The sequence below is a fragment of the Merdimonas faecis genome, assembly GCF_001754075.1.
GTDB classification, from domain to species: domain Bacteria; phylum Bacillota; class Clostridia; order Lachnospirales; family Lachnospiraceae; genus Merdimonas; species Merdimonas faecis.
Window position 1 is genome coordinate 125,900 of record NZ_MIEH01000007.1, and the last position, 20,791, is coordinate 146,690.

At 48.1% G+C, this 20,791-nt stretch carries 21 protein-coding genes and 1 tRNA gene; 5 read left to right on the forward strand and 17 right to left on the reverse strand.

All coding sequences use genetic code 11. From position 1 onward, the window contains the following. The first annotated feature begins 47 nt into the window (after positions 1-47). Complete coding sequence (locus tag BKD12_RS03490) at positions 48-923, forward strand: LysR family transcriptional regulator (protein WP_070087940.1); 876 nt, start codon at positions 48-50, stop codon at positions 921-923. Between the two features lie 163 nt (positions 924-1,086). Continuing rightward, positions 1,087-2,469 carry a sodium-dependent transporter gene (locus BKD12_RS03495; protein WP_070087941.1) on the forward strand — a complete coding sequence of 461 codons (1,383 nt, stop codon included), beginning with the start codon at positions 1,087-1,089 and terminating at the stop codon, positions 2,467-2,469. On the opposite strand, the gene BKD12_RS03500 is transcribed toward BKD12_RS03495, so the two are convergent. After that, positions 2,462-2,935: a DUF2752 domain-containing protein gene (locus tag BKD12_RS03500; protein WP_070087942.1), complete on the reverse strand. Its 474-nt coding sequence runs from the start codon at positions 2,933-2,935 to the stop codon at positions 2,462-2,464. The genes BKD12_RS03495 and BKD12_RS03500 overlap by 8 nt on opposite strands. Before the next feature lie 292 nt (positions 2,936-3,227). Here BKD12_RS03500 and BKD12_RS03505 point away from each other — a divergent pair, with 292 nt between their 5' ends. Next, positions 3,228-4,160, forward strand: coding sequence for a permease (locus BKD12_RS03505; protein WP_242872693.1), 933 nt, complete (start codon positions 3,228-3,230; stop codon positions 4,158-4,160). Positions 4,161-4,221: 61 nt separating this feature from the next. Here the strand turns inward: BKD12_RS03505 and BKD12_RS03510 are convergent, their stop codons facing one another. The 8 genes from BKD12_RS03510 to BKD12_RS16825 all read right to left on the reverse strand — a co-directional run bounded on the left by BKD12_RS03510 (position 4,222) and on the right by BKD12_RS16825 (position 11,528). Beyond that, entirely contained in the window at positions 4,222-4,881 is a 660-nt protein-coding gene (locus BKD12_RS03510; protein ID WP_176730915.1) for a YcxB family protein, read from the reverse strand. A gap of 592 nt (positions 4,882-5,473) precedes the next feature. Next, positions 5,474-5,959 carry a glycine/sarcosine/betaine reductase component B subunit gene (locus tag BKD12_RS03515; RefSeq protein ID WP_070087944.1) on the reverse strand — a complete coding sequence of 162 codons (486 nt, stop codon included), beginning with the start codon at positions 5,957-5,959 and terminating at the stop codon, positions 5,474-5,476. A gap of 12 nt (positions 5,960-5,971) precedes the next feature. Beyond that, positions 5,972-6,739, reverse strand: coding sequence for a proline reductase cluster protein PrdD (gene prdD / locus BKD12_RS03520; RefSeq protein ID WP_070087945.1), 768 nt, complete (start codon positions 6,737-6,739; stop codon positions 5,972-5,974). A 63-nt stretch (positions 6,740-6,802) separates the two neighbouring features. Beyond that, positions 6,803-7,528, reverse strand: a complete 726-nt coding sequence (gene prdB / locus BKD12_RS16375) for a D-proline reductase (dithiol) protein PrdB (protein WP_083262816.1) — start codon at positions 7,526-7,528, stop codon at positions 6,803-6,805. Positions 7,529-7,530: 2 nt separating this feature from the next. Continuing rightward, the gene (locus BKD12_RS03535; RefSeq protein WP_083262817.1) at positions 7,531-7,827 is read right to left on the reverse strand and encodes a CBO2463/CBO2479 domain-containing protein; all 297 of its coding nucleotides are present in this window, start codon (positions 7,825-7,827) and stop codon (positions 7,531-7,533) included. A 14-nt stretch (positions 7,828-7,841) separates the two neighbouring features. Further along, complete coding sequence (gene prdA, locus BKD12_RS03540; protein ID WP_070087947.1) at positions 7,842-9,692, reverse strand: D-proline reductase (dithiol) proprotein PrdA; 1,851 nt, start codon at positions 9,690-9,692, stop codon at positions 7,842-7,844. Between the two features lie 175 nt (positions 9,693-9,867). Beyond that, a complete protein-coding gene (locus BKD12_RS03545; protein WP_070087948.1) occupies positions 9,868-11,268 on the reverse strand; it encodes a proline reductase-associated electron transfer protein PrdC in 1,401 nt (466 codons plus the stop codon). A gap of 162 nt (positions 11,269-11,430) precedes the next feature. After that, positions 11,431-11,528, reverse strand: a tRNA-Sec gene (locus BKD12_RS16825). Between the two features lie 342 nt (positions 11,529-11,870). Here BKD12_RS16825 and BKD12_RS03550 point away from each other — a divergent pair. Both BKD12_RS03550 and BKD12_RS03555 read left to right on the forward strand, forming a co-directional pair. Further along, complete coding sequence (locus tag BKD12_RS03550) at positions 11,871-12,905, forward strand: proline racemase family protein (protein ID WP_070087949.1); 1,035 nt, start codon at positions 11,871-11,873, stop codon at positions 12,903-12,905. 126 nt (positions 12,906-13,031) lie between these two features. Beyond that, positions 13,032-13,619, forward strand: coding sequence for a TetR/AcrR family transcriptional regulator (locus BKD12_RS03555; protein ID WP_070087950.1), 588 nt, complete (start codon positions 13,032-13,034; stop codon positions 13,617-13,619). A 37-nt stretch (positions 13,620-13,656) separates the two neighbouring features. On the opposite strand, the gene BKD12_RS03560 is transcribed toward BKD12_RS03555, so the two are convergent. The 8 genes from BKD12_RS03560 to BKD12_RS03595 form a co-directional block, all read right to left on the reverse strand. Further along, on the reverse strand, positions 13,657-14,385 hold the full coding sequence (locus BKD12_RS03560; RefSeq protein ID WP_330385524.1) for a LytR/AlgR family response regulator transcription factor: 729 nt from the start codon (positions 14,383-14,385) through the stop codon (positions 13,657-13,659). Beyond that, positions 14,382-16,196 carry a LytS/YhcK type 5TM receptor domain-containing protein gene (locus tag BKD12_RS03565; RefSeq protein ID WP_070087951.1) on the reverse strand — a complete coding sequence of 605 codons (1,815 nt, stop codon included), beginning with the start codon at positions 16,194-16,196 and terminating at the stop codon, positions 14,382-14,384. The genes BKD12_RS03560 and BKD12_RS03565 overlap by 4 nt, the downstream gene beginning before the upstream one ends. Beyond that, entirely contained in the window at positions 16,165-16,347 is a 183-nt protein-coding gene (locus BKD12_RS16830; RefSeq protein WP_176730916.1) for a hypothetical protein, read from the reverse strand. The genes BKD12_RS03565 and BKD12_RS16830 overlap by 32 nt, the downstream gene beginning before the upstream one ends. A 76-nt stretch (positions 16,348-16,423) precedes the next feature. Further along, on the reverse strand, positions 16,424-17,674 hold the full coding sequence (locus BKD12_RS03575; RefSeq protein WP_070087953.1) for a dicarboxylate/amino acid:cation symporter: 1,251 nt from the start codon (positions 17,672-17,674) through the stop codon (positions 16,424-16,426). A 197-nt stretch (positions 17,675-17,871) separates the two neighbouring features. Then, entirely contained in the window at positions 17,872-18,108 is a 237-nt protein-coding gene (locus BKD12_RS03580; RefSeq protein ID WP_070087954.1) for a putative Se/S carrier protein, read from the reverse strand. Position 18,109: 1 nt separating this feature from the next. Continuing rightward, complete coding sequence (locus tag BKD12_RS03585; RefSeq protein ID WP_070087955.1) at positions 18,110-18,313, reverse strand: sulfurtransferase TusA family protein; 204 nt, start codon at positions 18,311-18,313, stop codon at positions 18,110-18,112. A 65-nt stretch (positions 18,314-18,378) separates the two neighbouring features. Continuing rightward, positions 18,379-19,476, reverse strand: coding sequence for a YedE family putative selenium transporter (gene yedE, locus BKD12_RS03590; RefSeq protein ID WP_070087956.1), 1,098 nt, complete (start codon positions 19,474-19,476; stop codon positions 18,379-18,381). Between the two features lie 36 nt (positions 19,477-19,512). Beyond that, the gene (locus BKD12_RS03595; protein WP_083262818.1) at positions 19,513-20,649 is read right to left on the reverse strand and encodes an aminotransferase class V-fold PLP-dependent enzyme; all 1,137 of its coding nucleotides are present in this window, start codon (positions 20,647-20,649) and stop codon (positions 19,513-19,515) included. Positions 20,650-20,791 lie beyond the last annotated feature (142 nt).

A 20,791-nucleotide genomic window follows, 5' to 3' on the forward strand; every position in this document is an offset into this window, starting at 1 on the left:
TACAGGGAACAAAACTGTTCCTTTATAATAGGAAGAGAGGCGATTTTATGGATATCAGAAGATGGAAAGTCATGCTTGCGGTCAGCGACGCAGGCAGCTACACCCGCGCGGCCGAAGAACTGGGGCTCACCCAGTCCGCCGTCACCCAAATGATGAAGGCTCTGGAAAAGGAGATCGGGTTTTCCTTATTCGTAAAAAGCGGACGGGGCATGAGACCTACCCCCGAGGCCCAGTCCCTCCTTCCTTCTGTACGCGCACTTTTAAGCGCCGACGAGGTTGTCCGCCAGGAGATTGCTTCGTTAAACGGCGTTCAGACCGGTACGATCCGCATCGGGACCTACTTAAGCTGTTCCATTCACTGGATCCCCGGTATTCTCAAAAAGTTCCATGCCGACCACCCGGGGATCCATTTCCAGGTGATCGAAGGAGACGAAGGCGAACTTGCAGACTGGATCCAGGAGCGCCGGGTGGATATCGGATTCATCAGCCGCCAGGAGGGACAGCGTTATCAGTTTCTCCCGGTGATGGAAGACGAGATCTATGCGGTCCTCCCTTCCGGCCATCCGCTGGCAGGGCAGGAGACCGTCCCCCTTACAAGCTTTGAGGGCGTGCCCTTTGTGACCACCACCTATGTTCCCGGAAGCGACGTCCACCGGGTATTAAAAGAGCACAACCTCTCCCCTGACATCCGTTTTATCTCCATCAATGAATTTTCCGTTCTTTCCATGGTAGAGCAGGGACTGGGCGTCTCTCTTCTTCCGGGCCTCCTTCTCAGAAAGCTGTCCGGGAACTTTGTCCGGCGCAGCACCAGCCCCAGGCTCTACCGGCAGCTGGGACTTGCCTACGCTTCTCAGGAAGAGTTATCTCCTGCCGCCCGTATTTTTCTGGAATACGCAAAGGATTTTCTGCTGGAAGACGAGTAATTTTATTAGTTTTCCTAATATTTGCATTAGTTTATCTAATATGTTTATTGACACTCTTCCCGGAAAGGAATATACTGAAAAAGAGGTATTCTTTTTTCAAAAATCAAAAAGCACTCTCACAATCCGTGGGGGTGCTTTTTTAGCCAGAAAGGAAGGGGATATTATGAGTAATCAGAGTAACCAGAACAACAATGCAACTCGTCAATGGGGCTCACGCTTCGGCTATCTCATGGTTGCCGCCGGCGCCGCTATCGGTCTTGGCAATATCTGGCGGTTCCCCTACCTGGCATATGAGGGCGGCGGCGGTGTATTTCTGGTGATATACATCATCGTCGTGATCCTGATGGGCCATCCTATGGTAGAGATGGAAACCGCCATCGGCCGCTATACCGGGAAAGATACGGTCACCTGTTTCCAGCGGATCCATAAGAAATGGGGATTTGCCGGATGGATGGCTGTGATCTGTACCACCCTGCTGTGTATGTACTATGTGGTGGTAGGCGGCTGGGTGGCCAAGTACGCGTTCCAGTATATTATAAGCGGTGATTTTGGTTCGGATAAACAGGCCTATTACGACCAGTTTACTTCATCGGCGGTGGAGCCGATCATCTGGACCCTGCTTTTGCTGGCGCTGGTATCTTTCCTGTTGTATTTTGGCATCACCAATACGGTGGAAAAGATATCCAAGGTGATGCTTCCCCTGCTGTTCGCCCTGCTGATCATCTGCGGGATCTGGGCGCTGTTTGTCAATGATAACGCCATCGAGGGCGTAAAGTATTATCTGCTCCCGGATTTCAGCAAATTCAGCTTTACCACCTTTGCCCAGGCGGCCACCCAGGTACTGTTCTCCATCGGGATCGGCTGGGGGCTTTATGAGACGCTGGGCGCAAACATTTCCAGAGAAAACAACTTAAAAAGCGACGCCATCATGGTGTCTGTCTTCGATACCGCCGCGGCAATCCTGGCAGGATTCGTCGTAGTTCCTTCCGCCTTCTCCGGCGGTGTGGACATCGAATCCGCCGGCCCCAGCCTGGTATTCAATGTAATGACCGACATATTCGACCGGCTGGCAGGAGGACGGTTCATCGGCGCCTGCTTTTTCCTGGCGATCCTCTTCGCCGTGATCTCATCGCTGTTCAGCTTCTTTGAGATCGCCATCCGGACCTTCGAGGATAACTGCCACATGGGCCGCCGGAACGCCACCATCCTGACCGCCGTCATCATCGGCGCCGGAAATATCATCGTATCTCTGGGCTTTGGAAAATTAAGCAGCCTGAAACTCCCCTGGATCGACGCAAATGGATTTGCCTCTTACGGGCTTTACGACTGGCTTGACATGTTTACCGCCTATATCCTGATGCCCATTGGCTGTATCCTGGTCTGCATCTTCATCGCAAAAGTCTGGGGCTTCAAAAACTACGAAAAAGAAGTTACCAATGACGGAAAATTCGGGCGGGTCACCCTGTTTGACAAGATCCGCACCGTATTTCTGGTGCCCTTCTTCATGATCGTCATCCTGCTGACCGTCTTTGGCTTTATTAAGTAGAAAGCATTTCCCGGATCAGTTCTGCCACGCGAAATACCAGGCCCTTCTCCGGTGAGAGTTCCATCACCGGAGAATCCTGCCGGATCAGGCGGATGACATACACGATCAGGATCACTGCTATGACCAGCACAAGGACTGCCGTTTCAGCTTTATCGCTCCAGCGCAGTCCTTTTTTCACGGCATATCTTCTTATTATATTGCGGTGGATCCCATACAGGAACAGAAGCACATTCAAAAAGAACACCGGCTGATAGGCAAATGCTTCCGGTATCTTCAGCTTCAGCACGCTTAAGCAGGCCCTGGTCGTTCCGCACCCCGGACAGGGGACGCCGAACAACAGCCGTATGGGACAATGCCATATCCATGCGGCCATTACAAAAAATACGGCCAGGACTCCCGCGTGCAGCAGGATCACTTTCCCTGTATTTCTCCTGTTTTTTCTCTGCGTTTCTTCGTGATTATGCATAACTTTTCCATCTTTCTGATTCTGATATCTTCCGTCTTTTCTTCTGTGATAAAATCATTGTATCAATTCTACACGGCAAAGACCAGTGTCAAGCATATTTTTCTTAAGTTTATTAAATTCTGATTTTTTATTCAACTTTCACAAAATTTATTCCTTCATGTCTGGAACACGTTGACTCGTTAAATTTTTAATGATATAATTAGCGTGATAATCGAACCTGTCATCTGCTATAATCGGGGATAGCTGCTAAGACAGATTCACTGTTATAATTTATAATCTGGAGGGATGTTTTATGGCAATGTACATCATGAAGGGATTATGCGTGATCGGTATTCTTCTGAATGTGATCCTGATGATCCGCAAGAACAAAGAGCTTCGCGCAAATCCGGAAAAAGACCCTGGAACTGGCATGACCGGTGAAGAACTGTGGCAGAAAGGCAAACAGCCAAAGAACCTGGTAGCAACATCAATCACCGGATTCGTAGCGAACTTCCTGGATACTCTGGGAATCGGTTCTTTCGCTCCGTCATCTGCTTCCTTTAAGCTGACGAAGTCTGTAGACGATATCCTGGTTCCTGGTACTCTGAACGTAGGCGATACCGTTCCTGTATGTGTTGAGGCGTTCCTGTTCTTCGGTTTCGTAGATATGGATATCCTGACACTGGTACTGATGATCGTAGCTTCTGTAGTTGGATCTTTCGTAATGGCTGACATCGTAACCAAGTTCGACCGTAAGAAAGTTCGTTACGCGCTGTTCATAGGTCTCTTTATCCTGGCTACTGTAATCCTGATGAAGGTTATGGCCATCGGACCGTTCGGTACAGTTGGTACAGAGCTTGGACTTCGCGGCGTGAAACTCGTGATCGCTGTTGTCGGCAACTTTGTATTCGGCGCTCTTATGAGTATCGGTGTAGGTCTTTACGCTCCTTGTATGGCTATGGTTCTTGCACTTGGTATGGATGCCGGATGTGCATTCCCGGCTATGATGGGATCCTGTGCATACCTGATGGCATTTGGTAATGGCCCGAAATTCATCGCTCAGGGAAGATACGACATGGTTGCTTGCTGGACACAGGCAATCTTCGGAGCAATCGGTGTTTACTGTGCATACGCTTTCGTTTCCAGCTTACCGCTGGAGACCCTTACAAAGGTTATCGCAGTCATCGTTTACATCACCGCTTTCCTGTATCTGCACGATGCGATCAAGAAAGGGTCTGCTGCTTAATCCTACAGCACACATAATAAAATACAGAGATAAAAAGGGAGTTCGTATGATACGAACTCCCTTACTTTTTCCCTTTCTGATTCCGGTCCCGTTCACGCGCTTCCATCTGCAGGTAGGTGATCCGGTTCTTCGTCTGTGTCAGAAAATCCTTCCACCGGTTCACAAGCCCCAGCGGCTTCCACCGGTAATCCGCTCCGCTCTTATCCACCAGGAACTCCCGGAAGTCTTCTGCGCTTCCTTCCTCAAAACGGTCTTTTGGCAGGATCAGAAGATCGTCTTCGTTCATCCCCACATAAAAGGTCTTCTCGTCTTCCCAGATCCTGTACACAGCCTTGTAGAATCCCATGTTCTCTTCCTGTCCGTCCCTGACTGCCCGGATGCCGGCATTTCCAAAATAATAGGTGATCTCTTCGTTTTCTTTGACCTCCGGATTATTTCTCATCATGGAAAGCGTCAGGTACTGGCGGAACAGCCCGGTCAGGATCAGCAAGGCGCCCACCCCATAGCTGACGATCACTCCCGGCATCGCCAGGTTTTCCACCAGCGTCGGAACCAGCGCCAGAAGGATTCCGGTAACCACCAGATTAAACGTGACCCTCGGATGACTGACACGGTTCTGGAATTTAATAAATGTCATCATCAGCGACGTATCTCTGCGCACATGCACCCGGTAATAATTTCTGCGCGGATCCGCCGTTTCCTGTATTTGTTGATTGTCCATCTGCCTCTCATTATCCTCCGTCTCTAGTATTGCACCTTTCACAGATCTGCCGGTGCATATCATGGTTATTGTACCATATCTTCCTCTTTTTTCCTACTATTAATTCAAAATCCGCCCTTGTACCTGCTCTCGCATACGTTACTACGTTAAATTGCTACCAGTCCGCTTTGTTAAAGTGCACATTTCTTTGCATAAATATCCATATTTTATGATAATAATATACAAAAATGTTTTTTCACTTCCAGCTGTCTTGACACCCCCTAAAACTAGTGATATATTATAACTATCTTAAACAACGACAAACCAACGGCGGTTTCCAGAAACATTCGGAGGCTGCTATATTTATTTCATTTTCAGCTGTTTAAGATGATTGTACGGTTGTTATTGCAGTTATGCCAGAGCCGATCATTTCCCCCAAGAATGATCCTGCGACGGTGAACTCCAATTAAAATATATACATCTCTTTTCAGAGAAGCATTCCCCAGCTTTGTATATAATACAGACTGCAATGCAACGAGGAAAACCTCTCAATGACATACCAAAAAGAAAGGGCACGACATCTCGATGTCGTGCCTTTTCTTTTATCTTATTTTTATCTGTTCTGATTCTTCTGATCTTTCTGCCGCATCTTCAGCTTCAAAAGCGCTTTAGCCTTCAGACAGTCCAGCTCTACCATGTTGTTTTCACCTACCACATTCGTCTCTGTTCCGTCCTCGCTCTTGTTGATATCAATAATTCCATCCAGATAATCATTCACTACTACGAACTGTGCGACCGTTCCGCTGAAGTTTAGTCCGGTTACCGGAATTCCCCGGATCCCCAGCTGCTCACAGGTATTCGTATAGTCCACGTCGCTGTTTCCCCAGCCATCAGATGACAGGATTACGCCGTCAGCACGCATAGCCTCTGCCCACACGGCCGTTCTGGTTCCTACCAGAAGTTTGTCCTTATTGTCATCAGGGGTTCCTACGATAATAATTCCCATTAAATCCAGATCAGTATCTGCAGCTACCACTTCAAGCAGCGGATCTCTGAAATGATGTAATGTCGTTTCCTTTGTTGATGGTCCAATACCCATATCTCACACCTCCTACTGCATTGAGCGGATAATACCGTCTCTGTACTCGTTCGGAGTGATCAGGATCGGCATATTTCCCATATCTATGATAGAACGTCCTCCCTCTACGCCAGATGGCTCATTCGCGAACAGATGGGTGTCATACATAGCCCCCTGTCCCGCCACCTGTCTTACGATCAGAACGCGTTTCTTTCCTGGTCTTACCACGTCATGATACTCATGGCGCTCTGTACATTTTTCACCTTTAAACTTTTTAAGCTTCTCACGATAAGTCTGGATAAATTCGTCGCAGACGCGGTGAGCCGCCGTCGGGCCCGGTCTTTCCTGTCCCATGCCAGCTGCTAATGTAACATCAAAGGAGATAATATAATCATCATCTCCCGGCGTACCTGCACGGTTCAGATACAGCTGGTCTTTCAAATTTCCCTCGGAAGATCCGAATTCATGGCATTGTTTTCCATTGACGTCCACACCAGTAAGCATCACATAGACACCCGTAACCGTGTGCGTGATCCCTTCTCCCAGTTTTCCAAGGACCTTCGTGGAAATCGGGATAATATCCATGATCGTATTGGTCCATCTGTCATGGTCGCCTGGTTTGATGATCTGGATATCAATCTTTTCGATATGTTCTTCCCTTGCTACGAAATCGTCCAGCATTTCCTTGCTGACCGTCATATGTCCGTCTACTGTAATATCATTATGTTCTCCAAATTCTACGTCTGTCATATGGAAAGCCTTGATCACGAGACGTCTCAAATCAATTTCTTTTTCAGCCAATCGAGTCACCTCCATTTTATTAAAGGGCAGATGAAATCTCATCTGCCCTTTCCTTAACATTCCTTAGATCTTTGCTACGTACTCAAATGGCAGCGGTACGATAGTTCCAGGTGTCTGGATCTTAATCAGCTGCTCAAGAGTAGCTTTTACGATCTGTGTCTGCTGTTCAACATTGTGCGGTCCACCTGCGTTAGCTCCCATAGGAACCAGCGGAGCAACTGCACGAGGAGTACCGGTCTGACGAACAACCGGTGGAAGAGCTGCAATGATAATTGTAGGAATTCCAGCTTCTTCAATCGCTCTCTGCACCAAAACTGCAGAGCGGTGGCAGGTACCTCAGCCAGCGGTGAGGATAACTGCGTCTACATCCTCTTCTGTGAACATTTTTGCGATAGCCGGACCAGTTTCATGTTTGAATTTCTCCTGGTTTCCGCCACCGCCCATGAATCCAGCGTGTACCGGAGCGCAGGCTCTGATGAAGCCTTCTGCAGCCAGCTCATGGATTCTGTCGATCGGGAACATGCAGTTGATGTCTTTGTTAACATCACTGTTATCATATCCGCCATGGGATACCATCAGTTCACTTGATGGTGTGGTGTTCTCAATTTTTCTCCAGGTGAAGTCACCAGCAAGATTAAATCTTTCCTGGGATTTCTTATGAACACCTGCTGCTGTCGCAAGAGCGATAGACATGTCTTTCAGCTCTTTTGTTACAGGAGTCCATACTGCCGGTGGAGTAATAGGAACGAAGATTTCAGATTGTAAACCTTTAACAACCGTTAAACTCATTTTTAGACCTCCTTATTATCCAAACGCGTACGCATCTCTTCTTGTTTGCGCCGTTCTTTTTCAATGTTGCTGACATATTTCTCATTTATTTCCGGCCCGAGCTGTTCGGGGAAGCTCATATTCCATCCGATCTCCTGTCCTACCTTAGGTTCGGTATCACAGATGAACATCCGCTTCGGGGCTTTAAAGAATCCAAGTCTTCCTTTCAGATCCACGCTGATGCTGCAGTCATCAACATCAACAACAACCCCTTCCATATAAATGATCTTGTCACCATAATGCAAACGCTCGTTGTTCATTCAAAACACCCGATTTAGTCGTATTTTTCCTTACGTTTCTGGCTCATCGGCAGAGACTGCTCATTATCAACAAGGTCAACTTTCTTGCCGTAAGCAGCTTCGATCAGCTCTACGTTTGTAGATTTAACGTTCGGATTCCACTTCTTCTCAGCAGCTTTAACTTCCTCGCCGCCCATTGCTGTCTTCAGCATAGCCAGAGCACGGATTGCATCCTCTTCGCAAAGAGTGTTGCAGCCAAGAACTTCGTTTTCAATACCAGACTCGGACTTGTTGTTATCAACCATGTATGTCATGTGTTTGTTACCAACTACCAGAGCTCCCTGTACTGCGCAGTAGGACATTCCAACTACCGGAACGCCTCTCATACCGATCTGCTCGATATGGCTTGCGAAGTCGATGTGGTTATTTCCGAAACCTTCTGTTGTAACGAAAGCTCCGTCTACGTCCATCATTTCTACGGTGTGTCCAACACGTTTGGATACATAGAACTTCTCTGCGTTGATCTGTGGGCTTCCTACAAATACAACGCCGCAGAGGTCAACTTCCGGATCATGCAGTGCTTCCAGAACCAGAGGCTCTCTCCAGTAATGTCTGGACATCTCTTTAGAAGCAGGTCCGATACAGGTCAGCGCATGGATACATCCATCCAGAACCTCCAGCGGAGATACGCATACCGGAACGTTTCCTAAGTCTACGTTTGCTCTTGCGCCAAGGATTCCAACAGGCTCTACAGGAAGGATGAAGTTATCATGCATAGCTCCCTGTCCCATGATTTCCTTAACGATAACGACTTTCTTCTTTCCAGGACGGCGAACCTGTTTCAGTTCCTCTGTATCAGAAACAAGGCTCTCATCCAGTTCTTTCATCACTTCACGGATTTCCTGAGTGATTACGTCAAAAGCAGTGTGGGCAGCCATAGGTCCACGACGCTCCATGTTTGTCTTCTCCTGGATCACGATGTTACCTTTGATAAAGATTTCTCCTTTATCCGGGCATCCAGGACGGTTCCACATGATGTTCTCATCCAGATATCCTTCGGAAGATCCGAACTCACCGATCTGAACTCCATCCTCATCAGTTCCTGTCAGCATCATTACAACGCCGTCCAGTACTCTTGTTACACCTGTACCAAGGTCAGCATCGCCTTCTTTTGTAGCGATCGGCTGTACGTCCATGATAGTCTCGGAGTAGGTGTGATAGTTCTCAGGAGTAATGATCTCCAGGTGGAAATCTTTTACAAGTTCCTGATTGTCGATAACTTCCTGCTCGATTCCTTCACGGATGTAAAGGGTCGTTCCTTCGATCTTTGTCTCAGGTCCTCTCTTAACCTCTGTAATGTTAAAGTGTTTTCTTGTCAGAGTTCTTACAACTTTTTCTTCTTCAGCTTCTGCCGGTGCTGCTCCTGCTACAGTGCTCTCAGCGCCTGCCGGTACAGCAACTGCTGCTGCTCCGCCTGCTCCAAGTGCTCCAACCGGGATCTCAAGGTCGATATCCTTTCCTTCTCCGATGTGGATCTTCATAACACCGCCTGCTACCGGTGCTGCTGCCGGCGCTGCTACAGGTGCCGCTGCCGGTGCTGCTTCCTCTTCTTCCTCTTCTGCCGGTGCGCTCGGAGCTTTTACTCCATCCAGTACATCAGCAGTCAGTGGGCAAAGAGAATCACAAGTTTTTGTCAATTTTGCTCCTAATACTTCTTCAATGGTCAGGCAGCCATCCAGGCTTAATAATCCGGAATCTACCAGATCATCAAAGATTGCCGGATCCTCCAGATTTGCCGGCTCAATTGTAATTCCAGCTTCGGCTCTGCAACACAATACCGCAGGATCATGAGCATGTTCTTTCGCTGTTTCAGCTGTGATTGACATATTGTTTTCCCTCCTTGTTTGGTTTGCTTAGGCACGCCCTTATGGGCTTGTTTGTATATATACAGTCATATATCCGCCGGGAGGAGTCCTCTCTTCTCTCCCAGGACAAAAGAATCGGGGATCTTCTGTCCTGGCGGTACATGACAGTAATACCGTTGTTTTCCGGGAACCGATATTAAAAATCGATATCCTGGCTTACCTCTTTTGAGATCTTCAGAGATCTGTAAAGAGGATGTCCAACCGCTCTCATAACGTGGTCTGTCTGATGGAATACCTTCAGTCCCATCTTCGGGCCTGATGCCATAACAGTATTGGAGCAGTCAGAGCAGTTTCCGATAATGATGTATTCACATTTATCTTTCTTAAACTGCAGGTTGTTCTTTACCTGTCCCGGACAGTTTCCAGGACGCAGACATTTCAGCGGTGCGCCCGGCTTGCTTTCGATCGCCTGTTTACATCTGCATACAGATACGACCTTTCCATTCATCTTCTCAGCAATCTCACGCATACGGTCTTCGCTTCCGCCGCATGCACAGACTAAAAGTCCTACATTTGCCCCGTGAAGATCCGGGAACTCTACGCTGACAAGGATTCCTCCCGTTGTCTTAGTGATCGGCTCGTCTACCGTAGTGGACTTTCCTGTGAAAGCTCCGCCCATTACGATCTCGCCGTACTCGCCGTCGATTCCGCCGGCCTTTTCAATCAACTCTCCGACGCTGACACCTACCGGTACATCCATGAATACATGTGCGGCATTTCCGCCGTTGAGTTTTCCACGGACAGTCAGATTCTTGGTGATGCAAGGCTTCTTCTCATCAATAGCCTCTGCCACCTTTGCAGCGGTCTCCAGGTTCACAACTACGGATCTTGCTGCAGAAGGAAGCTGTGTAGGAAGAAGGTTTACCCCAAGACATTCTCTTACGACCGCACGCTCTTCTCCCATCGGATAGATGTCTGCCAGGAAGTGCATGGAAATATCAGCCTCATCCTTGAGAGCCGCATCCAGCTTCTTGATAGCATCATGATGCTTTTTCTTGATTGCGAAGATCGCTTTATCCGCATGTGTGATCTCCATACAGTACTTCACGCCGCGGATCACTTTATCAGTCTGTTCTACCAGCTGTTTAATGTTATGCTCCAGTCCCGGTTCACACTCCGCCGCATTTACCAGGATATAGCTATGCTCCAGCTTAAAGTCTGCCGGAAGCTCCGGATTGATCTCAGGATCCAGCTCAGCCAGAGGTGTCTCTGCCAGATTGATATTCAGCTTTACGCCAGTCGGGAATCCTGCCCCGCCCATACCTACGATACCAGCCGCCTTTACCATGTCCAGTTTGCTGGCGTCTTCCGGCACATCGATCGGAACAAATTCATCTGGCTGTTCTGCCGCCGGTTCAATAATGATCCTGTCGTCAGTAATCTCTGTTACTTTTCCGTACACGCTGGAAAAAATGTTTGCTCCCAGCCCTGTCGGTGCAGCAATGAGAGTGCCTTTTTTCACGTCCGCCCCAACCTCAACACAGGGAGCACATGGTGCACCAACGTGCTGACGCAATAAAATTTGTACGTTTCCCATGACACATATCTCCTTTTTCTTTTTTATAAGTAAAAGTGAAACTTGCCAGTCTCCTTACTTATTCTTTTTTCCTGACTTTCATACGCATCTTTCACGCATGACTTATAAAAAATATCTATGGAAACATTTTTGCGATTTTTTTAACAGCAAAATGTTCTTTTCTGGCGAGGGCATGTGGGAATCGAACCCACCCAGGACGCTCTTAACGCCCCACACTAGTTTTGAAGACTAGGAGGCACACCAGTCACCCATCTACCCCCATCTATGCCCAATAACCATAACACACTTTCCCGCACTTTTCAACAACTTTTATTCATTTTTATAATATCAAAAAAGCATTGACTTTTCAACCTCTTTCAGCCATAATAAAGGATAAGAACTGAACATGGTACTAGAACGCAGTCTATTTGTTAAATTTCTGTCGTTTATTACAGCTCGCAAAATGTGCCTACTGTATAATTTTGCCAGTTTTTTTCCATGTTCACCTGCGTTTTTATATAAGACACCTAAAAGCCTGGGGACGGTTTTTTCGTGTTTTTATAGAATCTTATAGATTGCATCTATGAGTAACTTCATGAAAAATTTTAAGGAGGGACAAAATTATGGAGTTAAAAGCGAATGTTAACTTTGACCGGTTTGAGGCAGCTCTTCAGGTTGTAGACGCTCATACCGAGGGTGAGTTCTGCCGTATGGTCATCGGCGGCTTCCCGGAGCCAGAGGGAAACACCATGATCGAAAAGAAAAAATGGATGGAGAAAAACTACGACAATGTACGTACTGCCCTGATGTTTGAGCCAAGAGGACACCACGACATGTTCGGAGCTTTCCTTTGCGAACCAATCAACAAGGAAGCTGACTTTGGCGTAATGTTCATGGATACAGGCGGATACCTGAACATGTGCGGACACTGCACGATCGGAGCTGTTACTGTTGCGATCGAAGCAGGTCTTGTTGAGTCCCACGAAGGAGAAAACGAAGTTGTTCTGGACGCTCCTGCCGGACTGATCCGCACAAAGGCTATCGTAAAGGACGGAAAAGTTGAGAGTGTTACACTGACAAACGTTCCTGCATTTGTTTACAAAGAGAACCAGACTGTAACCATCGACGGAAAAGAAATCAAATTCACGATTTCCTTCGGCGGAAGCTTCTTCGCTCTGGTAGACACCACACAGCTTGATATCGGAGAGATCAACGCAAAATCTGTTCCGGCTTACACAGCTCTTGGAATGAAGATGCTGGATGTGATCAACAAGGAAATCCCTGTAAAGCATCCTGAGCTTGATATTGATACCGTTGACCTGGTTGAGTTCTACGGACCAACACCAAACAAAGACAAAGCTGATTTAAGAAACGTTGTTATCTTCGGAGATGCTATGGCTGACCGTTCTCCTTGCGGAACCGGTACCAGCGCAAAACTTGCTACCCTGCATCATTGGGGAGAGATCAAGGTCGGCGAAGAGTTCCGCTATGAGAGCTTCATGGGCAGCATCTTCAAAGGCGTGATCAAAGAAACCACAAAGGTTGCTGATTACGATGCAGTTATCCCGATGATCACAGGAAGCGCTTACCTGACAGGTGTTGCTACATACCTGATCGACCCGACGGATCCACTGAAATATGGTTTCCAGGTAGGTTAATTGCGGCAGCGTAATATCAACCAGCAGACATTTACAGCAGAAGCGGGTTAGCGGGCTAATCCGCTTCTGCTTTTTAAAATCTTTCTGTAGGGAAGTACAGAAAGTCACAGAAAGGGAGGGATTCCCATGCCGCGGAAAAGAATCTCCACCAAAAGCAGAATTGTAAAAGCCGCCTGGAACCTTTTCTACAAAAAAGGCTATGAGCAGACGACTGTAGAAGATATCATTTCTGCTTCTAAAACCTCAAAAGGCACCTTTTACCACTATTTCAAAGGAAAAGAGGCCTTGCTGAATTCTTTGTCAGATTTGTTCGATGAGAAATATGAGGAACTGGCTGCAGTCATTGATCCGGCGATGTCAGCCTATGACAAACTCCTCTATTTGAACCATGAGCTGTTCTATATGATCGAGACCAGCGTGGATATTGATCTTCTTGCCTTCCTGTACTCCTCACAGCTGACTACCAAAGGGAAGAAATCTCTATCCGACAGCAAACGGTTTTACTTTAAATGGATCACGGAAATTCTGGAGGACGGGCTGGCAGACGGCGAATTTAAAGATACCAGCTCTGCAAAAGAACTCATGAAAATATATGCCATGTTTGAAAGGGCGCTCCTGTATGACTGGGCTTTGTTCCGGGGGAAATATTCTTTGAGCGAATATAGTTCACGGCTTCTCCCCCACGTATTGGATACCTTTGTAAATGGCATTTAAAGAGCGCTGTATAGCACCTCTGCTATACAGCGCCTTTTTACTGCCAGCCCAAAAGACTTTTAAGTGTCTTTGTCTTTTCTCTGCCAACCGGGATGACCGTTTTGTCATAGCCTTCCATTTTTACACCCAGGCTGTTATTCCCCCAGGGGAACACCTCGCGCACCTTCTCCAGATTGATGAGATAACTTTTATGACACCGGAAAAAGGGCCCTCCTCCCAGTCTCTTTTCAAACTCGCCGATCCCTTTTCCCTCATAATACTCTCTTTTTTTCGTATGAATCAGACATCCCCTCTGATATGTTTCCAGGAAAACCAGATCCTCCACATTCTCAAAAATAGTCTTTCCGTCACTGTTGATCGGAATCTTTCGGGGCATCTTCATCTTTCCTGCCGTTGTCTGTCCCTGGTCATGTGCAAGGCACCGGTCCAGGACTTTCTTAAGCCGTCCTTTTTCATAAGGTTTCAGCACATAATCAACAACGCCCAGTTCAAAAGCAGCGACCGCATATTCAGAATATGCGGTTACAAAAACGATCCTGGCCCGAGGCTGCATGGTCTGGACCGCATGCACCAGATCTGTTCCGCTGATGTCTCCCAGATTTATATCAAGAAAAAAGAGATCATAGGTCCCTTCCCCGGCAAGCTTCAGCGCTGCCGCTCCGGAATCCCCTTCGTCAATCTCTGCCTCCGGAAGGAGTTCCATAAGCTGGTATTTCAACTCGCTCCTTGCCGGTCTCTCATCATCGACAACTGCTATCTTTATCATTTCCGCATGTCCTCCCCTTCCTTCGTTTCTTTTCTGCACTCCTTTGAAAACCACAGCCTCACACAGCTTCCTTCATTTGTACTTGAAATCTGTATCCCATGGTCCTCTCCATACGTCCGTTTCATTCTCTGATCCACATTTCGAAGCCCTATGCTTCCGCCAACCGGTTCGCCTCTTTCCAGTTTTTCCAGTATTTCTTCCTGAAAGCCTTTTCCCTGATCCCGGACGCTTACAACGATCCCTCCCTTATCCCGTTCTGCGGCAATATGCACCTTTCTCTTCCCGTCCCTGCCAATGCCGTAACGCACTGCATTTTCCACAATGGGCTGAAGGATGAGCGTCGGAATTCTGATATCCATAGTTTCCGGCAGATCATAGGTCACCTCCAGCTTGTCTTCAAAGCGCGCCTTCTCAATCTCCAGGTAGTCTCTGACATGCTTGAGTTCTTCCTCCATCGGGACCATATACCTGCCCTCGCCCAGATTATAGCGGAAATACTCCGCCAGTATGACCAGGAGTTCCCTGGCCCGGCCGCTGTTTTCACGGCAGACGTAAGAGATCGTATTAAGAGCATTAAACAGGAAATGCGGGTTGACCTGAAACTGCAGCGCTTTAAATTCAGCCTGCTGACGAAGCATCCTCTGGCGTTCCAGCTCCGACAGCGCGATCTGTGCCGATGCAATCTCTACCAGATTCTGCAAGAGTTCTACATCACTTTGACGGAACACCCACTGCTTTTTTGTCCAGACGATCAGGCTTCCGATCGCTTCTTTTTCTATCAGGAAAGGGGCTGCGATCATTGAGTAATCCTTCATCCACTCATACCATGCACTGGTTTTCGGAACTTTATACGCAATCAGCAATTCTCCCTTTTCCATCGCTTCCCTGCCAATTTCCGGGATCTCGCTAATCTCCGGCAGCGAAGCCGCTCCTTCCCTTCCTCTGTTCTCCTGATCCTGACCGTCCTGGCCTGGAAGGCTTCCCGGCCAGAACTGCCGTTCCTGCCCTTCTGTCTCTTCCTCTTTCTGCTCCCATGCCAGGATTTTTTCTTTATCCGTCAGTATTACGCCCGTCCATCCACTGGACTCCATCAGGACTCCTACCAGCCGTTCCATATTCTCCTTATCCCGAAGGCCGTTCCCCAGAAGAGGGATGCAGCGTTTTGCCAGCTCTGATGCCCGCTGCAGCTGACGGCTGCTCTCAATATCCTGCCGGATAAAAATATGGTTAAAGCTGGAAATAAACAACAGGATCCCGACAGCGTTCATCACCGTCATCAGCGGTCCCGCCCGCATCACCGTTTCCAGGGCAAGAGAGAATGGATTTACCATACGCAGGATAATAACCAGATCACAAATTTCCGCAAAACATGTCAAAAAGAAGAGATCCCGGTATTTCCACTTCCCCCTTTGAAAATACGGGTAGAACCCGCCGCCCAGCAGTCCGAAAAGAACCGTGGAGAATGCTGACGCCATGGCAAACGCCGGATCCCCCGACAGGAAATAGACGTAAACCGCACCGATCATGGACGCATACATTCCTACCACCGGCCCTCCCAGGATTCCCGATGCAATAGCGGCAATCACCCTCGTATTCATATTGTAGCCGCCAACCTCGATCCCTGTATAGACCGACAAAATAATGACCGCGCCGAACACGGCCGCCAGAAACACCTGCCCCGCAAAGCTTCTGCGTTCCTGAGAGATCGTAGTTTGAATCACCTGAAGCTTAGAAAGCAGTGTTGCCACCAGCACCAGAAGAGCAATATTCAGCGTGACTTCAAAGATCAGGCTCTCCATATGTATTCTCATTTTCCATATCCTCCGGATCCTGCATTTTCAAACGCACATTTAATGTAACCATCATACCATAAAACGATCCCTTCCGCCATTCATAGAAATACGGAATCCCCAGAATGTGGATAACATCTGTGGATAAAAATGTGGATAACGTAAAAAACACCAAATTGGGGACGGGGGATTTTTAAAAATCCCCCGTCCCCAATGAAAGTTTTATGTATGATTTGTTAGAAAATGGCTTATTCGTATGCGACTGTTTTCTTTTCGTTGTACACGTCCAGATCCAGCTCGCCCAGCTTCTTGGCCACCAGCATACCTACCATGACGTCCACATCCACGTTCATCAATGTACGGAACATTCCTGCAAACCAGTCGATTCCAATCAGAACGGCAATACTGTCCATTGGAAGTCCCAGTGAGGATGCCAGGAAGGTATACACGATCACGGAGCCTCCCGGCACCGAGATGGTTCCCATACACATCAGGCAGGATAACAGGATCGCCATGCCCATCTGATAAGTAGTCATATTAACGCCTGTTGACTGTGCCATGAAAAAGATTGCCGTTACATAGCACATCGCAGCGCCACAGCTATTCATAGACATGGTGATCGGGCCTGTAAAGTCTGCAACCTTGCGGCTGACGCCAAACTTGGTCACCGCGTCTTCCATCTTTGTCTGAAGACAGATCGCTCCTGATGTGGTCGTTACTGCCATCAGAGACATCTTCCCGAATTTCTTGGGCATCTTCAGCGGATTTACCTTACACAGCGCTGCCGTAAGCGGTCCGTAGATCAGGAACTGGATCACATCGCCAACAAGAAGTACTCCCAGGAATTTCGCCATCGGGATAATCACCGCAAATCCGGTGGATCCGGCAACATCTGCCAGCAGGCAGAAGATACCGATCGGCGCAATATACATAACTGTTTTAATAATGTTGGTGATTACTTTATTTAATCCAACCACCCATTCAGCCATATTGCGGTTGCCTGTCTGACGGGTGTATGCGCCCATTGCCACTCCAAAGAATATCGCAAACACAATACACGGTACCATAGAGCCATCTGCCATAGACTCAACCACGTTGGTCGGAACAAAGTTCAGGAGCGTTTCCTGAAGAGACGTAGCTTCTACCGCTTTCTCTGTCACTTCTTCCGCACCGGAAAGATCAATCCCAAGCCCTGGCTTTACCAGTGTTGAAAGTACAACTCCAAGCACTGCCGCAATGGCGGTAAAAAACACGATCCACTTGATCGTATGTACTCCCATCTTTCCTACATCTTTTCCATCTCCGCCGCCGACTGCCGCCGCAACGGAAGACATGACCAGAAGCACAACCGACATCTGGATCAGCCGCAGGAAAATATCTCCGATAAACTTCAGGTTTCCGGCCCATGGCCCTACCAGAGCTCCGAACACGATACCGCCTACCGTGGCGATCAGGATCTGTGTCGTCAGAGATATCGAAAATTTCTTTTTCTTTTCCATTGTTTCATTCCCTCTTTCTTCTCTCTTTACTTCCTTTAAAGCCTGCTGTCCGTTCTTTTGCTATGCTTATATTTTATCTATTTAAAGAAATGATTCAATGGCTTTTGTCCAAACGGCAGATATCTCTGACGGAAATGTCAACTTATCCACATAAAAAGACTGTGCCTTAAAAAGCACAGTCCTTTTAAATATTGCTATCATACCATACATTCGTGCATGGCCTCTTCCTCAATCCCGGTTTCTTTCATTACTGCCGCTATCTTTTCCCTGTCTTCCAGCGGCGCACACCAGGCCAGGCCGCAGCCTGCAGAAATCTCTCTTGGCACCGGAATGATCCTCCCCGGCGTCTCCTGCTCTTTACAGAACTTTTCCATTGCCATTGCGTCAGCGGTCGTATGGAAAGTCACGACCAGCTTTAGTTCTTTTTTTCTCATGTTACTCAATCACCACTTCGAAGTATCCGTCCTTCTCCACTGCTGTCGATTTCTTGCCGTGATCTTTGGCATATTTTTCTACATTGGTTTTCTGATGAGGCTCTGTCACCAGAACCTTTACAGGTTCGGATGCCCCTTTCAGCGCCTCTGCCGTCAGCATCAGCGGCTCCGGACAGGATAACCCTCTTGCATCTACTTCCTTCATATTTTTACCTTCTTTCCTAGGATACTACTCCTTTTTCTCCATTTCAACCGTCAAAGCAAGATTTCTTATGCTTTCGACTCTCTTTTATTCGTAAACGCGATCACAAATAACAGAATGATGCAGATGATACATGCGACCTTTCCGTTTAACGGCACTGCTCCGGCAACCACTTCCTGCGTCTTTGCATCCAGGGCGGTTCCGCTGGCTGCCAGTCCCAGATTGTGACAAAGCGCCGCTCCCACGAACATGCCTACCACCGTCATTGCCGCATCGGACGACCCCTGTCCGGCCAGGATCAGCTGACGGAGCGGGCATCCTCCGGCCAATACCGCGGCAAAGCCCACCGTATACATGCCAAGGATGTTCCACAGATGCTCGGAATGAGCGATGATTCCCGGTGTGTCAAATGCCAGCACAAAACGTCCGGTTGCCACATTAAATACCAGCATTACAACAAACAGACCCGCGATCACACAGAACAGATCGAAATTCTTCATCAGGATGATATCACGGATACTTCCGGCAAAGCACATCCTGGACTTCTGCGCAAAAGCCCCGAATACCAGTCCGCCGATAAGAGCCAGGATCACCGGTGCATGCATGCTTCCCGGTCCTGTCTCACTGCTCTTTAACAGTGTGGTGAACAGCGCCAGGATCAGAATTCCCAGGACGATTACAGAGATCACTGCTCCGCTTTCTTTATTTGTAATATAAGCACGTCCCAGACTGAACCCTTTCTTCAGCGCAAATACGCCCGTCGCGATTCCCAGGATAAACCCTATCAGTGCAACCCATGCGTTCAAATCTCCTGCCGACATACGGATTACCATACGCAGCGGGCATCCCAGGAATACCAGCGCCCCGATCATAATGATCATGCCCAGTACAAAACGGATCATCGGCGATGAACCGGCTGTAGAACGATATTCTTTCGTAGCCACGGAAATCAGGAATGATCCCAGCACCAGGCCGATGATCTCCGGTCTTGCGTACTGTACAGCCTCTGCCTGATGCATTCCCAGCGCTCCTGCGGTATCACGGATAAAGCATGCGATACAAAACGCCATATTTGCCGGGTTACCAAAGTATGCCAGAAGCGCCGCTACGATTCCGCATACTACACCGGCCAGTGCCAGTTTTTTCTTTGAATCTGATAAATTCATTGTTTCCCTCCTTGTTTCTCTCAACCCTTGCAGTCTTTATTCTTCTGCCAATTCGCGGATCGCCCTTATGGCCGTATCCACTTCTTCTTCCGTATTGTAGTGGGAAAAGCTGAATCTCACAGCCCCCTGCTCTACCGTTCCCAGCGCCTCATGCATCAGCGGCGCGCAGTGCCCGCCGGATCTGGTAGATATTCCATATTCTGTAAGAAGCTCATCACTGACTTCGGAAGAATCATAATCACCGATATTCAGCGTCACGATCGCACAGCGGTTCTTCGTCGAAAAGTCACCATACACCTTGACGCCGGGGATTTCTTTTACTCCTTCATAAAATCTCCACATCAGGTCCTGTTCACGGGCGCGGATCGTATCCACGCCCGTTTTTTCCAGGTACTCCACGGCTGCATGAAGGCCTGCAATGCCGTGCCCATTCAAAGTGCCCGCCTCCAGAGCGGTGGGCATCTCAGTTGGATGCGTTTTACTGTAGGTCTGCACACCGCTTCCGCCAGATAGCAGCGGGCGGACGGACAGCCCTTTTCTGACATACATGCCGCCGGTTCCCTGGGGACCTAACATCCCCTTATGGCCGGTAAAGCAAAGTACATCTATCTTCATTTTCTGTACATCAATGGGGAACACTCCTGCAGTCTGGGAAGCATCCACAACAAATACGATCCCTTTTTCTCTTGCCAGGGTTCCGATCGGCTCCGGATCAATATAATTTCCCGTCAGGTTCGAGCCGTTGGTACAGACGATCATTTTTGTATCAGGAGCGATCGCATTTTCGATATCCGCAAGATCCAGTGTCCCTTCCGGATTACTTTTCACGATCGTAAGCCTAATGCCCTTCTTTTCCATTTCATAGAGCGGGCGCAGCACGGAATTGTGCTCCAGCATTGTAGCTATCACATGGTCTCCCGGATTCAGGATGCCTTTGATCGCAATATTCAGGCTCTCTGTCGAATTCGCGGTAAACACGATCTGCCTGGGATCTTCCGCTCCAAACAGCCGGCACAGTTTCTCCCTGGTATCATAGATCAGTCTTGAGGCACTAAGAGAAGCCTCGTTTACTCCTCTGCCTGCATTTCCCATAGAACTCATCGCCGCCACGACCGCATCGATCACTTCCTTAGGCTTGTGCATCGTTGTTGCCGCATTATCCATATAAATCATTGTAGATTCCATCCTTTCCTTCGGGAGTCTTCTTTTGTCTCCATTTATTAGTATATTCTGAATTTACGGTTTCGTCTAATCGAAAACGTCCATAAAAAAAGCCTGTTATAGAAAACGTCTATGCCAGGCTTTTCTCTTATTC

Coding starts and splice junctions, on each gene's coding strand:
- BKD12_RS03505 (WP_242872693.1), top strand. CDS start 3,228: ATGGCAATGTACATCATGAAGGGATTATGCGTGATCGGTATTCTTCTG.
- BKD12_RS03490 (WP_070087940.1), top strand. CDS start 48: ATGGATATCAGAAGATGGAAAGTCATGCTTGCGGTCAGCGACGCAGGC.
- prdA (WP_070087947.1), bottom strand. CDS start 9,692: ATGTCAATCACAGCTGAAACAGCGAAAGAACATGCTCATGATCCTGCG.
- BKD12_RS03575 (WP_070087953.1), bottom strand. CDS start 17,674: ATGGAAAAGAAAAAGAAATTTTCGATATCTCTGACGACACAGATCCTG.
- BKD12_RS03565 (WP_070087951.1), bottom strand. CDS start 16,196: ATGAGAATACATATGGAGAGCCTGATCTTTGAAGTCACGCTGAATATT.
- BKD12_RS03585 (WP_070087955.1), bottom strand. CDS start 18,313: ATGAAGGAAGTAGATGCAAGAGGGTTATCCTGTCCGGAGCCGCTGATG.
- BKD12_RS03535 (WP_083262817.1), bottom strand. CDS start 7,827: ATGAACAACGAGCGTTTGCATTATGGTGACAAGATCATTTATATGGAA.
- BKD12_RS03560 (WP_330385524.1), bottom strand. CDS start 14,385: ATGATAAAGATAGCAGTTGTCGATGATGAGAGACCGGCAAGGAGCGAG.
- BKD12_RS03555 (WP_070087950.1), top strand. CDS start 13,032: ATGCCGCGGAAAAGAATCTCCACCAAAAGCAGAATTGTAAAAGCCGCC.
- yedE (WP_070087956.1), bottom strand. CDS start 19,476: ATGAATTTATCAGATTCAAAGAAAAAACTGGCACTGGCCGGTGTAGTA.
- BKD12_RS03580 (WP_070087954.1), bottom strand. CDS start 18,108: ATGAGAAAAAAAGAACTAAAGCTGGTCGTGACTTTCCATACGACCGCT.
- BKD12_RS03495 (WP_070087941.1), top strand. CDS start 1,087: ATGAGTAATCAGAGTAACCAGAACAACAATGCAACTCGTCAATGGGGC.
- BKD12_RS03510 (WP_176730915.1), bottom strand. CDS start 4,881: ATGGACAATCAACAAATACAGGAAACGGCGGATCCGCGCAGAAATTAT.
- BKD12_RS03545 (WP_070087948.1), bottom strand. CDS start 11,268: ATGGGAAACGTACAAATTTTATTGCGTCAGCACGTTGGTGCACCATGT.
- BKD12_RS03500 (WP_070087942.1), bottom strand. CDS start 2,935: ATGCATAATCACGAAGAAACGCAGAGAAAAAACAGGAGAAATACAGGG.
- BKD12_RS03515 (WP_070087944.1), bottom strand. CDS start 5,959: ATGGGTATTGGACCATCAACAAAGGAAACGACATTACATCATTTCAGA.
- BKD12_RS03550 (WP_070087949.1), top strand. CDS start 11,871: ATGGAGTTAAAAGCGAATGTTAACTTTGACCGGTTTGAGGCAGCTCTT.
- BKD12_RS03595 (WP_083262818.1), bottom strand. CDS start 20,649: ATGATTTATATGGATAATGCGGCAACAACGATGCACAAGCCTAAGGAA.